Origin of the sequence: Bacillus sp. GMa5/1, assembly GCF_050172015.1 — a bacterium.
In the GTDB taxonomy this organism is placed as follows: domain Bacteria; phylum Bacillota; class Bacilli; order Bacillales; family Bacillaceae_G; genus Bacillus_A; species Bacillus_A cereus.
On record NZ_JBNLYC010000026.1, the window covers coordinates 31,838 to 45,858 of the forward strand.

A 14,021-nucleotide genomic window follows, 5' to 3' on the forward strand; every position below is an offset into this window, starting at 1 on the left:
TTTTTAGCTTCCCACGTATTTAATAACAAGGTGAGGAGTAATTTCTCCTTCTTCCTTTCCCTTATCCATTCTCTGTTTCATCTTGTGCATACCGATGACATCATTCGTATGAAAGTGAATTTCATTTACATATAACCCCTCTGTACAAAAAGCTTCTACAAAATCTAGTCCATTTTTCGCTCCCCATCCCATATTAAAATCAAGAGAAAGAATATTCACATCATAATCCCGAACCATTTGCAAAGCACATTCTACTGTAGTTGCGGGCACATACCCGAACGGGCAACTTCTTTGATCATCCATATATACGTTCATTTTCGATTCCCTCTCTAATTTGAATATGCGGCCAATACATAACATATTGCCCCGAGACTAATAAAAGGACCAAATGGAATTGGCTTTCGTACTTCTATACGTTTTAATCCGATACCAATCCCGAAAAAACAAAGACTAAAACAAGATGCTAAAAATAAAACGATAAAAACTCCTTTCACTCCTACTATAAATCCAAGTAACGAAAGTAGTTTTATATCTCCTCCGCCAAGCCCTTCTGGATATATCTTTTGCATGCAATATAACAAAATAAATATAACACCACTACCAGCTATACTATCTGTCCAAGTAACTAATTGTACAAAAACACTTTCGAGAATGAGTAAAAAGGCAAACGAAATTAAAATACAATCAGGAATTAACATATATAAGTAATCTGTAACTGAAATAATAAGAAGTAGCGAAAAAAGGGATAAAATAATAATAAGCTCTCGTTCTATTCCAATCATATACACTGTAAGAAGAAATATACCTCCTGTTATACATTCAAATGCTACATACATAATTGGAATTTTCCTCTTACAATTCGTACAACAGCCTCTTTGTATATAAAATGAAATGATGGGGATTAGTTCTTTTGTCCTTAGCACATATTTGCAATAATCACAATGTGAACGCGGGGTAATAATAGAAGCACCTAATGGAACCCTCATCGCAACTAGCATAAAAAAAGAACCAAACACCATCCCTGCTAACAGTGCATATAAATAAGTGAACATCCCTTCCTCTCCTTTCCAAAAAAACATAGCAAAAAAAGGAGAGAACTTCTACTTCATATTATCCTTTATTCTACTAAAAAGCAGGCCATTTCCAGGCCTGCTTTCCCCTCTTTTATACGATGAAATAAACTGCTTTTAATGGTCCATGTACTCCGACAACAAGATTCATCTCGATGTCAGCCGAGTTACTTGGCCCTGTAATAAAGTTAATACAAGATGCCGCTGTCTCCCCATTTTCTACGCGTGAGTTCATATCCTGAACTGCTTGTGTAATACGAGGCACAAGTGTTTCACGTGGAATAATAGCAAAATATACAGTCGGTAAAAAGTGTAAAGAACGCCCTTGACCTTTATGACTTTGTACAACAATTGTACCAGATTCAGCTAATGTATAATCACTAAATGCAATACCAATATTCGCTTTTTCAGCTAAACGCATATTTTCGTCTTTTCTCTCTGGATCCCATACATTTACTTCAACATCTCGTTTTGGAAGTTCTTCTTTAAATAAAGATGTTAAACCATATGCATCAAAACGCGCATCTGCTGATAATAAAATAGGTCCCCCGCCGTTTTCCATGATTACTTTTTGAAGGTCTTCACCTAAACGGTCGTTTGTCGTTTCTACTACAGTTGTATGAATGTTTGTACATTGCTCTTTAAACACTTCTAGTAATTCTTCTTGTGAATAATCTTTTAACGTTTCTATATTCACATTACTTTTCCATACTGGACGCTCTACACCTTCTGTTTTACGCGCGCGCCCAAGTTCTTTTGCAATGTTATCTAGAAAGGCATCACGGTTTTGAATTAATCCTGTCATTATTTATCCCCGCCTTTCTTATGATCTTTATACCAATCACGGAATCGTTCTTTACTTGGAGCTGGAAATTCACGAATATCCGTCCAGTTTTTAAGTGGTCCAACACCTTTTGATACACGATTACCAGATGTAAATGGACTCATTGCCGCTGGTGCCATTTTTGAACCCATTTTATATAAAGCAGCTGAAGAAGCACCCATACTAAACATTTTCATAGCCAGTTTTTCTGCAAGTGGTGCACGACCTTCTTGCTCAACGATGACTTGACGATGTTTTAATAATAACTCATGCAATGGAATTTTTACTGGACAAGCTTCTGTACATGCTCCGCATAAACTAGATGCATAAGGAAGCTCTTTGTAATCATCATATCCACCTAGAAGCGGTGTTAATACCGCACCGATTGGTCCTGAGTAAATCGATCCATATGAATGTCCACCAACGTGACGATATACAGGACATACATTAACACAAGCAGCGCAACGAATACATTGTAATACTGAACGGAATTCAGATCCAAGAATTTGAGAGCGACCATTATCAACAACAACTAAATGAAATTCTTCAGGTCCATCAACTTCCTCTTCTTGAATTGGCCCCGCTACTGTTACATAACTTGTTAATTTTTGACCTACTGCACTACGACATAGTAAACCAACTAAAACATCTAATTCTTCCATTGTCGGAACCATACGTTCCATACCCATTACCGCTATTTGTGTTTTAGGAATTGACATAACAAGATCTGCATTACCTTCATTCGTTACTAAACAAAGAGAGCCAGTATTTGCAACAGCAAAGTTACAACCAGTTACACCAATTTCTGCATCCATAAATTTCTCACGAAGTTGTTTACGAACAAACTTTGTCATTTCATACGGGTCATCAGAATTTTCATAGCCTAGCTTTTCTTTAAATACGTCGCGAATTTGCGTTCTATTTTTATGAAGTGCAGGTGCAATAATATGTGAAGGTGGATCGTTATCTACTTGCAAGATATACTCTCCTAAGTCACTCTCTAACACTTCACAGCCAATCTCTTCAAGCGCATGGTTCATACTAATTTCTTCTGTTACCATCGACTTTGATTTTACTACCTTTTTTGCCTGCTTCTTTTTTGCAACGTCTTGAATATACTTTGCTGCTTCCTCTTTCGTTTTCGCAAAGTACACGTGTCCGCCTCTTTTTGATACATTTTCACTTAACTGCATTAAGTAATAATCAAGATTTTCTAACGTATGTTGACGAATTTGTTCACCTAGTTCACGCCACTCTTCCCAGTTTCCTAGTTCATCTGCGGCTTTTAAGCGATTCGTATATAAACGCGTTTGTGCAGAAGATACTGCTCCGCGCATAAACGAATCTTGAATTCCATCACCAACGCGATCATTAAATTTTTTCTCACTGATTTTCATAGACATAGCTTATGTTCCCCCTTCATGAGCGACTATTCAGTACCTCAGCAATATGCATTACTTTTACTTCTTTTCCTAAACGCTCAATACGTCCGCCAATGTTTAACAAACACCCACAATCTGCACCAATTAAATAATCTGCACCTGTTTCCATTACACTATCTACTTTTTCGTCTACCATTTGCTCAGAAATTGGAGTCATCTTAACTGAAAACGTTCCCCCAAACCCGCAACAATTTTGCACGTTTGGCAAATCTCTCACAGTTAATCCTTTTACATTTGATAATAAAATTCCTGGTGCTTCTTTTATTCCAAGCATACGTGTCATATGACATGATTTATGAATAGTAGCGACCCCTGGTAAACTTGCACCAACATCAGTAACCTTTAAAACATCCACAATAAACTGTGTAAATTCATAAGTTTTATCAGCAACTTTTTGTGCACGTTTAGCCCACTTTGGATCATCTTTGAAAACATGTGGATACTCATGAAACATTGTCGCACAAGAACCAGATGGCGTAACAATATATTCTGCATCTTCGAAAGTTTCAATCATATGTTTCATTGCTTCTTTTGCTGCTTCTACATGGCCGCTATTATAAGCAGGCTGACCACAACAAACTTGCGCTTCTGGAAATTCAATTTCACAACCTAAACGCTCCAACACTTCAACCGTTGCTTTGCCGACATTTGTTTCAAACATATCGACTAAACAAGTAACAAATAAAGTAACTTTCATAACTATTACTCCCCCTTTTTACAACTTCACCAACAAACATATGGTCATCAGATGACTTAGCAGAGAAGAAATAGGCTCAACCATGGCCTATCCTCTCCCTCTTCTAAAGAAAACGCTTACTTAATCTTTCTCTATTTTATCAGAAAATTAAATTTTTAAAAGATTAAATTACGAATTTATATCGTTTTTACCTGTGACAATATTTTCTACATTTGTTAAGTGATCTAGCATTGCTTGCTGCGCTAATTCTACATCTTGTTTTAACACCGCATCATATATAACTTGATGCTCTTCTATAAGTCGTTCTGATGTCGTTTGTTCACCATATAAAATAATGCGTCTTGATTCACCAATCGTTTCAGCAATCATCTCTGAAACATGATTCATGAGTTCAAGCAAAATGTTATTATGCGAAGACTCTGCAATTCCCATATGAAATTGAAAATCGGCTTTTTCGCCAGCCTTTTCATCTCCAATGCTCTTTGCCATTTCATCTAACCAATGTTTCATATTTTGTAAATTATCTTCCGTACGTTTTGCCGCCGCTACTCGAACTGCCCCCACTTCAAGCACCTTTCGTACTTCTAATAAATTCAAAATATCTTCTTTCTTCATTAATAATCTATTGTTTAATGATTTCGTTAATGAAGAAGAATCGAAGTTCTTCACATATGTACCTTCTCCTTGTTTCATCTCAATTAAGCCCATCGCTCTTAGCGCACTTAGCGCTTCACGAACAGCAGATCTGCCAACTTGAAACTGCTCAGCTAATTGATGCACAGGAAGTAGTTTGTCACCAGGTTTTAACGTACCATTTTTAATCATTGTTAAAATAGCTTCAGATACTTCTTCGTAAATTTTTTTCGGTTTAATAGATTTGTACTCCAGTTAAATCACCTCAGTATCTTCCAAACAACAATTGAAACGATTTATAAGAACTTTGCATCATAACTATTTTAGACCGAATTGATAAGAAGTACAAATGTTTTGTTCATAAAATAGTCAAATTTTCGATATTTATTACATATTAATTTATATTTTTACGTATAAAGTGAAACTTTAATCAGTGAGGGTTTTGTTCATCCCCCACTGATTATTAGCCCTCACCAATCGGGCTTTTACGGGCAGCAGTGCCTCCACCTAACTTCTTTGCTTCTGCTGAATTTTGAGGTGAGGGTCTTACTGACCGGCGAATAGCGGGATAAATATTTTCTTCAATATAAAGAACATGCCCTAAAAATTAGAACATGCCCCCCTCATCCTGTACATTCAGTTTAATAATAACCGTTGTTCCCTTATCTTTTTCACTTTCAATTTTCCACTGTCCACCATGTATATGAACAATTTGTTTCACAATAGCAAGGCCTAAACCTGTTCCACCATGTTGACGACTTCTCGCTTTATCAACTCTGTAAAAGCGTTCCCCAAGATTCTCCAAATGCTCTATATCAATGCCAATTCCTGTATCTTTTATTTTTAATTCACAGTAATCATCGATTTGCTCTAAAGTTATAACGATATTTCCTTTTTGATTTGTATATCGTATCGCATTATCTAACACATTATGAAGCACTTGTTGCATACGATCCTCATCAATCATGACAATGACCTCTGGATTTAAATTGGTTGAAATATGAATTTCCTTTTCTATAAACTTAATCTCATACGTATCTAATACGTCTTCAATCAGCTGTGAAAAAACGATAGGTTGCTTCTTTAACGGAAAGTGCTCACCTTCTAATTGTGCTAAGTCTAACAAGTCATGAACGAGACGCTGCATACGACCTGCTTCTTTATGAATTAGCTGAGTTACTTTTTCCTGCTGAGCTCCCTTTGCAACACCATCTAAAATAGCCTCGCTATACCCTTTTATATAACTAAGTGGTGTTCTAAGTTCATGCGAAACATTTGCTAAAAATTCCTTACGCTTTACATCTTCTGTTTCTAATGAATTTGCCATTTTATTAAATGCTTTTCCTAATCGTCCAATTTCATCCTCTGAAGAAACTGTAATCCGCTCCGAAAAATCTCCCGTAGCCAAATGATTTGCAACCCGCTCCATTTGCGAAAGTGGCTTCGTAATTGCAATTATAATTTTTCTTCCAACCCATATCGTAATTAAAATCATAGCAATTGCTAACGGTGCTAAAATAAGACCCATATCATAGATTAAATCTTTTATACTTTTTAAAGGAATATACGAATAGACAATTCCGACTAATTTTTTATTTTCCAATACAGGAATGACAACCCCCATAATATTACGGTCAAAATGTTCTTCATATCCTATTTTTGTCACAGTTTTCCCATCTAATAGCGTTTGCCTATCTCCTTCACTTATAAGAGAATGATGATGCACATCAAAAGGCAAACATGCGCTTAAATCACGCGGATTAGATACGAAAATAACATCTGAACTAGATATTTGATCAAACGATCTTACTTTCTCTTCAAAAGTTGATATTCCTTCACGCTTATCATATTGAGCAGCAAGACTTTTCCCTTCCATTACTAACGAAGTTTTTAAATTATCAACGTATAACTTTTCATACGAGTATAAAGATACGAAATAAAGAAAGGACACTGTTACACATACTGCACATACTACTGTAAGCCAAAGTTTTTGTACCATCGTAAACATATGTTACACCTCAAATTTATAGCCTACACCCCAAACAGTTTGAATGTAGTTTCCACTTTCTCCAAGCTTCAAGCGCATCGTTTTCACGTGCGTATCTACTGTTCTTGTACTTCCGGCATAATCATATCCCCATACCTTTTCAAGTAATTGCTCCCGGCTAAATACTTGTCCTGTATGCTGACAAAGAAAATATAGTAAATCAAACTCTTTTACAGTAAGAGAAATCGACTCACCATTCGCCTCAATTCGTCTGCTTTTTTCATTGATAAGAATTGGTCCAAATTGAATCTCTTCTTGCTGTTCTTGCTTTGTATATCTTCTTAGTACAGCTTCCATACGGGCAACCAATTCACCAGGACTAAACGGTTTTACAATATAATCATCTGCTCCCATACGTAAGCCATTCACCCTATTCCACTCTTCACCTTTTGCGGTTAAAAATATAATCGGCACATCTGACGTTTTTCTAATTTCTTTACAAACTGAAAGTCCATCCATTTCTGGCATCATTATATCTAATACAACGAAATCATAATGATTCGTTTCTAGTTTTTTAAGAGCCTCTTTTCCGTTTTCAGCTTCTCCCCACTCATATCCAAAGTTATCCAAATACATTCCAACAAGCTGCCTCATATCACTTTCATCATCTACAACTAGCACTCTATATTTATTCATTGTCCTTCCCTTCCCTCTCTATGAGTTGAAACGGTCCTTTTCCGACTTTAATTGTTTGTTTTATTTTCATACTCTTCATACCCATAACACACACTTCATCACTATCATAACTTGCTACATATCCTTCTGCTCCGCTTTTCAAAAATGCAAATGGATTTGAGCCTATTTCAACGGAAGCTACCTCTTTATACGTACTAGTATCAAATTTTCTAAGCATATTCGAACCGTGGCTTAATGCATATACGTACTTATTATCTTTCGTTATGTTCACAGGCATAAATGGAGCGTGTAAAGAACGTACCATTTCACCGCTCTGTAAAGAATACACTAATACTTTCTCATTCACTTGATTTCCATCACCATGCCCGCCAATCCATATTTCTTTCCCATCAGGACTAATCGTCGCTCCTGTTGATGCTGGCGGAATCATAAAGGATTGAACAACTTCTTTTTTCTTCGTATCAATTGTCGTTAGTTTCGTATCATAAAAGTTTAGTACAGATAACCGATTCTGATACTCTACCATCGTTATAGGCCCTTTTCCTGTTGAAACATTTCCTGTCTCTTTCCCATTTATCGTAAAGAACCTTACCTTTTGAACATTTTGATCAGCAGCAAATAATTGTTTTTTATCTGCTGATACGACCACATTTACAATGCCCTTTCCAGTTTTATATTTTTCCACTTGCCTTCCTTCCGCTAGTGAATATACATACATATATTCTAATTGCTTACCGTATACAAGTATTTCATCGCCATTTGGAAGCAGTGTGATTCCGGCCATTGGCTCATTTAGTTCCCATGTCGTAATTAACTTTTTATCTTTTTTATCAATAAAACTAATACTGCCTTCTTTTATATTCGTAGTTATAATAACATTTTTATCTTTAGCAATTGGTGTATATGAACTTCCTTGACACCCTACTAATAGAAATAAAAAACAGAGAAGAAAAACATACTTTCTCAAAAGATTCCCTCCATCTTCAGATGATTTCGTTATAATTGTAAAATAACAAATAAATGTGTGGAAAGTGTGAAATTCCCCTTTCTTACTCAATTTACATATATAATGTACAACAAATAGAATTTGAGGTGTGTCAATTATGCTATTTCCTGATTTAGCGAATAAAATTGTACGAGAAGTACGCAGACTAATTACAGAAAATATAATTATCATTAATATAGAAGGCGTTATTATCGCAAGTACAGATACAGAAAGAATTGGCCAATTTCATGAAGGTGCACTCCGCTGCGCTAAACAAAAGAAAACCGTCATCATTACAAAAGAAGATGAAAGGCGATTGCAAGGTGTAAAGGCTGGGATGAATCTTCCTTTATTATTTCATGATGAAGTAATTGGTGTCATTGGGATTACCGGAGAACCTGAAAATATTTCACGCTACGGAGAAATATTGCGTAAGATGACCGAATTATTAATTCATGAAAACTACTTTTTAGAGCAATTAGAACTTGAGCACCGTTCTTATGAAGCTTTTGTCTTTGATTGGCTTCAAAATACAGAGTGGTCCCCGAGTTTTCTTGATCGTGCCAAAACACTTGGCATTGATTTATATAAGAAAAAACAACTTGTTTTGTTTTCTATTGGCAAAAATGACACAATGCTCCAGCGTAAAATATGGCAACATGTACGAAATATTTTAACAAAAGAGCATCTATTTGTTCGCTGGGGAAATGATCGTTTTATTTTATTTACAGCGATGAGCTCCAAAGAACAAACTTATCAGTTCTTAAAACGGTTAAAACAAGACTGCGAAGCTTTATTTTCTATTCCTTTATATATCGGGATTGGGCAAACAGTTACCCCAAACAATATGAACATATGTTACGAACAAGCATTACGTGCTCTTTCTGTATCATTGGAAACGAAAAAAATTGTATTTAATGAAGATTTACGTTTAGAAATGTGTTTACAAGATATTTCTGTCGAAACGCGTGAACAATTTCTAGAGCGTACCATCGAAAGCTTACTATCATCTCCTGAGCTTATGCACACTTTACGCTTATTTATCGATTATAACCAATCTTATAAACAGACAGCTAAACAATTACATATACACATTAACACCTTACATTATAGGCTAAAAAAGATTGAAGAACATACAGGACTTGATCCAAAACAATTCAAAGACTTAAACGTTTTATACTTCGCACTCCTCCTATTAGATAATCATACAAAAAAGAACGATAAAACAGATTAATCTTTAGATGATTATACATAGAAAGAATCCCTCGACTTTTTTATCATTATAATGAAAGCACTGTTACCACGTTGTTTATTATAACTAAACACGTTAACAGTTTGAGGGGGATTTCCAATGTTAGAAAAACAAATTATTCATTCATTCGTATCTATTGTTGGCGAAGATAATGTAGATACATCCAATATGGGGCGTTTAACTTATAGTTATGATGCCACTCCAAACTTCCAAGCAATGCCTGATGCAGTCATTGCTCCTCGTAATACAAATGAAGTAGCTGAAGTGTTAAAAGTATGTAACACTCACAAAATTCCTGTGTATGTGCGCGGGTCTGGAACAAATCTTTGCGCAGGAACATGTCCACTTAAAGGCGGTATCGTCCTTATTTTCCGCCATATGAACAATATTTTAGAAATTGATGAAGAAAACTTAACAATTACTGTACAAGCTGGTGTCATTACACTTGATATTATTAAAGCGGTAGAAGAAAAAGGTTTATTTTATCCACCAGATCCAAGCTCGATGAAAATTTCTACAATCGGCGGTAATATTAATGAAAACTCAGGTGGATTACGCGGTTTGAAATATGGCGTAACACGTGATTATGTAATGGGGCTTGAACTTGTCTTACCAAATGGTGATATTATTCGCACTGGTGGTAAATTAGCAAAAGATGTAGCTGGTTACGATTTAACTCGTTTATTTATCGGTTCTGAAGGAACACTTGGCGTGGTAACAGAAGCCATATTAAAACTTGTTCCTATGCCTGAAACAAAGAAAACAATGCTTGCATTATATGAAGATATTAATGAAGCTGCACGTGCTGTTTCTTCTATTATTGCAAATAAAATCATTCCAGCAACACTGGAGTTTTTAGACCAACCGACAATTGAAGTAGTAGAAGAGTTTGCACAAATCGGTTTACCTACAGATGTAAAAGCAATTTTATTAATCGAACAAGACGGTCCACCCGAAGTAGTCAATCGAGATATTGAAAAAATGGCTAACGTTTGTCACTCTATGAATGCAGTTGATGTTCGCGTTGCAAAAGATGAGACGGAAGCAGATGCGCTTCGTACCGCTCGCCGTAGTGCCCTATCAGCGCTCGCACGATTAAAACCTACTACAATATTAGAAGATGCAACTGTACCACGTTCACAAATAGCTCCAATGGTTGAAGCTATTAATACCATTGCAAAAAAATATAATATTCCTATTTGTACGTTTGGACACGCTGGTGATGGTAACTTACATCCAACTTGTATGACAGACGCTCGTAATACAGAAGAAATGCACCGAGCTGAACAAGCTTTTGCTGAAATATTTGCGAAAGCAATTGAACTTGGTGGCACAATTACTGGTGAACATGGTGTTGGTGCGATGAAAGCTCCATATTTAGAAATGAAATTAGGTAAGGAAGGTATTGCAGCTATGCAAGGAATAAAGCAAGCTTTCGATCCAAATAACATTATGAATCCTGGAAAAATGTTCGCGAAAGACACCCGAAAAAGAGTGGTGGTTGAGCGATGACCACATTAAATAAAGAAAATATTCAAAAAGAATTTAAAGAACGATTAAGTGAAGATGAATTACTAAACTGTATGCGATGCGGTTTTTGTTTACCTACTTGTCCTACCTACATTCAATCCGGATATAAAGAGTCACATTCACCGCGCGGACGTATCGCATTAATGAAAGCTGTCGTTGATGGTTTAATCGAACCAGATGAAGATGTTGAGAATACATTAAACGTTTGTCTTGGTTGCCGTGCTTGTGAGCCTGTTTGTCCATCTGGTGTAAATTATGGGCATTTATTAGAAGAAGCTCGTGATATTATTAATCAAAATAAAAAATTCTCGGTGCCAGTGAAAGCTGTTCGAAAAGTCGTTTTTGAAGGATTATTCCCCCATCAAAATCGAATGAGAACATTAACTGGACTAATCGGATTTTATCAACGTTCTGGTTTACAAACGCTAACACATAAAACAGGGATTATGAAGTTATTCCCCGAAACACTTGCAACGATGGATCTCGTTTTACCAAAAGTCCCTAAAATGAAAGCGATGAAAGATCGTCCTTCATTTTTACCTGCAGAAAGTACAAAGAAAAAACAAGTTGCATTCTTCACAGGCTGCTTAATGGATACGATGTTTTTAGAAACAAATAACGCAACGATGAAACTTCTTCAATTAGCTGGTTGTGATATCGTTATTCCGAAAACACAAAGTTGCTGCGGTGCATTGCATGGACATGCTGGTGAAAAGAGTGGAGCAAAAGAATTAGCAAAGCGCAATATAAAAGCATTCGAAGACTTAAACATCGACTATATTATTACGAATGCAGGTGGTTGCGGAGCTTACCTCGTAGACTATGATTATCTTTTAAAGGATGATCCGGATTGGGCTGAACGTGCTAAGCAGTTTGTTTCTAAGATTAAAGATATTACTGCTATACTAGTAGAACTAGACTTCCATAAGCGAACTGACTTACGACTCACGCCGCAAGTTATTACGTATCAAGACTCTTGTCATTTACGCAATGTTATGCGCACATCTTCTGAACCTCGTATGTTACTAGAGGCTATCCAAGGTGCAACATATCGAGAAATGAAAGATGCCGATCGTTGCTGTGGCTCTGCTGGTATTTACAATATTGTTCATTCAGAGTTATCAATGGAATTTCTAGATTACAAAATGGACCGTGTGCATGAAACAGAAGCAGCAACCATTGTTACTGCAAATCCAGGTTGTTTATTACAAATGAAATTGGGTATTGAGCGAGAAGGGCTTTCTCATAAGATAAGAGGAATTCACATTGTGGATTTATTATTAGAAGCAATTGAAACTAACTCGTAATAACTCGTAACATACGTAATAATAGGAAAACGGCTATCTCCTTCGTCTATGTAAAGAGATAGCCGCTTTTTTGTCTGCTACAACATTAAAAATATGTTACTTTATTATAAAAAAGAACAACAGAAACATTACAGTTTTGTAAAAATCAATCCATTATATTCCTCAAAAAATCGCTCAAACCATTGATACAATAGGATTCTTCATTTTCTATTTAGGTAACTTTATCCAAAAACCCCCTCTTAAAACCAAGTATAAAAACACTATAAATTCCTTTTATACTCTATATTTCTCTTATTTTTGCTCCATCCTTCTCTTAGGATAAATTAGGTAATTTTAAAGTCTATGAATTTTTTTCCATCTTTTTTCTCGCAAATTGTATGCTACGATGAATTTGTCAGTCAGACAGGCTGTCAAAAACAAATCGTGTGAAAACAAATTAAAACTTTATATAGGGGGACACACATCATGAAAAAACGTGTTTTATTATCTGTAGCTGCTGCAACAGCTCTTACTTTAGGAGTATCTTCTCTAGATGCACAAGCTGCAACAGTACAACCATCTAACGTAAAGGTTCAAAATATTCAGCATTCAAAAGTGATGATGAAACAAATGAGCCAACAAGAATTACAAGCATTCTTACAATCTATGGGAGTTGAATCATTAGCACAATGGCAACAAGGAAACTTCCAACCAAACTGCTTCATTCCTGGTCAACAACCTACTGAAAATGTTGTAACTGAGCAACCAACAGCTAAGCCAGAAACTCAAAAGCCAGTTGAACAAAAACCAGCCGAGCAAAAGCCTGCTGAAGAAGTTCAAAAACCAGAAGCTCAAAAGCCTGCTGAAAACAACAATACTCAAAAACCTGCTGAACAAAAACCTGCTGAGCAAAAGCCTGCTGAAGAAGCAAAATCTTTAAGTGAGTTCGAACAACGTGTTGTTGAATTAACAAACGCTGAGCGTGCAAAACAAGGCTTACCAGCACTAAAAATCGATACTGAATTAAGCAAAGTAGCACGTATTAAGTCTGAAGATATGCAAAAAAACAACTACTTTGATCATAACAGCCCTACATACGGATCTCCGTTTGATATGATGAAGAAATTTGGTATTTCTTATACATCTGCAGGTGAAAACATCGCTCAAGGCCAACGTACACCTGAAGAAGTAGTACAAGCTTGGATGAACAGCGCTGGACACCGTGCAAACATTTTAAATAACGGCTTCACTCACATCGGTGTTGGTTATGTAGAAAGCGGCAACTACTGGACACAACAATTTATTACGAAGTAAATAGATTAAAAGAGTCTTCTCATAATGAGAAGACTCTTTTTTAAGTTTCATAGCTTTCTATTATGTATGAATAGAAAATATATAACATAAACAACATAGATCCACAGCTTATTATACTAAGCAATACATAAAATCCCCACTCTAAGTTCAAAAACAATGAAAACAATATGCCCCATGCCATCACTTGAAAAATTCGTCTACTCACTAAACGAATTTTTTGTAATTTAATTGGATCTTTTTCTTTGCCTTTTATTTTCTTAAATTCTTTACTCAGCATAAAAAGAAACATACTAATCCCAATCGTTA

The 14,021-nt window shown here is 35.9% G+C and carries 13 protein-coding genes and 1 pseudogene; 4 read left to right on the plus strand and 10 right to left on the minus strand.

The features are described from left to right. Positions 1-3: 3 nt before the first annotated feature. The 9 genes from ACQGSG_RS09330 to ACQGSG_RS09370 all read right to left on the minus strand — a co-directional run bounded on the left by ACQGSG_RS09330 (position 4) and on the right by ACQGSG_RS09370 (position 8,315). Positions 4-315, minus strand: a complete 312-nt coding sequence (locus tag ACQGSG_RS09330) for a cyclic-phosphate processing receiver domain-containing protein (RefSeq protein ID WP_001103760.1) — start codon at positions 313-315, stop codon at positions 4-6. 14 nt (positions 316-329) lie between these two features. Next, positions 330-1,052: a prepilin peptidase gene (locus ACQGSG_RS09335; protein WP_000495716.1), complete on the minus strand. Its 723-nt coding sequence runs from the start codon at positions 1,050-1,052 to the stop codon at positions 330-332. 112 nt (positions 1,053-1,164) lie between these two features. Beyond that, entirely contained in the window at positions 1,165-1,875 is a 711-nt protein-coding gene (locus tag ACQGSG_RS09340; RefSeq protein WP_000147183.1) for a LutC/YkgG family protein, read from the minus strand. Then, positions 1,875-3,296 (minus strand): LutB/LldF family L-lactate oxidation iron-sulfur protein, encoded by a 1,422-nt coding sequence (locus ACQGSG_RS09345; RefSeq protein WP_325843010.1) that lies wholly within the window; start codon positions 3,294-3,296, stop codon positions 1,875-1,877. Before ACQGSG_RS09345 ends, ACQGSG_RS09340 begins: the two co-directional genes overlap by 1 nt. A 16-nt stretch (positions 3,297-3,312) precedes the next feature. Continuing rightward, the gene (locus ACQGSG_RS09350) at positions 3,313-4,032 is read right to left on the minus strand and encodes a (Fe-S)-binding protein (protein WP_000869150.1); all 720 of its coding nucleotides are present in this window, start codon (positions 4,030-4,032) and stop codon (positions 3,313-3,315) included. 168 nt (positions 4,033-4,200) lie between these two features. Then, positions 4,201-4,890, minus strand: coding sequence for a FadR/GntR family transcriptional regulator (locus ACQGSG_RS09355; protein WP_426947251.1), 690 nt, complete (start codon positions 4,888-4,890; stop codon positions 4,201-4,203). A gap of 382 nt (positions 4,891-5,272) precedes the next feature. Then, complete coding sequence (locus tag ACQGSG_RS09360; RefSeq protein ID WP_000494818.1) at positions 5,273-6,673, minus strand: sensor histidine kinase; 1,401 nt, start codon at positions 6,671-6,673, stop codon at positions 5,273-5,275. Positions 6,674-6,676: 3 nt separating this feature from the next. Beyond that, positions 6,677-7,348, minus strand: coding sequence for a response regulator transcription factor (locus ACQGSG_RS09365; RefSeq protein ID WP_001046405.1), 672 nt, complete (start codon positions 7,346-7,348; stop codon positions 6,677-6,679). Next, positions 7,341-8,315, minus strand: a complete 975-nt coding sequence (locus ACQGSG_RS09370) for a YncE family protein (RefSeq protein ID WP_097997936.1) — start codon at positions 8,313-8,315, stop codon at positions 7,341-7,343. Before ACQGSG_RS09370 ends, ACQGSG_RS09365 begins: the two co-directional genes overlap by 8 nt. A gap of 127 nt (positions 8,316-8,442) precedes the next feature. On the opposite strand from ACQGSG_RS09370, the gene ACQGSG_RS09375 reads away from it, so the two are divergent. From ACQGSG_RS09375 to ACQGSG_RS09390, 4 genes are all read left to right on the plus strand, one after another. Beyond that, positions 8,443-9,567: a CdaR family transcriptional regulator gene (locus ACQGSG_RS09375; RefSeq protein ID WP_139848088.1), complete on the plus strand. Its 1,125-nt coding sequence runs from the start codon at positions 8,443-8,445 to the stop codon at positions 9,565-9,567. 117 nt (positions 9,568-9,684) lie between these two features. After that, positions 9,685-11,097: a glycolate oxidase subunit GlcD gene (gene glcD / locus ACQGSG_RS09380; protein WP_098877295.1), complete on the plus strand. Its 1,413-nt coding sequence runs from the start codon at positions 9,685-9,687 to the stop codon at positions 11,095-11,097. Next, positions 11,094-12,422, plus strand: coding sequence for a (Fe-S)-binding protein (locus ACQGSG_RS09385; protein ID WP_000209648.1), 1,329 nt, complete (start codon positions 11,094-11,096; stop codon positions 12,420-12,422). Before glcD ends, ACQGSG_RS09385 begins: the two co-directional genes overlap by 4 nt. 465 nt (positions 12,423-12,887) lie before the next feature. Beyond that, positions 12,888-13,715, plus strand: a complete 828-nt coding sequence (locus ACQGSG_RS09390) for a CAP domain-containing protein (RefSeq protein ID WP_000747596.1) — start codon at positions 12,888-12,890, stop codon at positions 13,713-13,715. 40 nt (positions 13,716-13,755) lie between these two features. Here the strand turns inward: ACQGSG_RS09390 and ACQGSG_RS09395 are convergent. Further along, a pseudogene (locus ACQGSG_RS09395) lies at positions 13,756-14,021 on the minus strand (DUF1648 domain-containing protein); the annotation flags it as partial.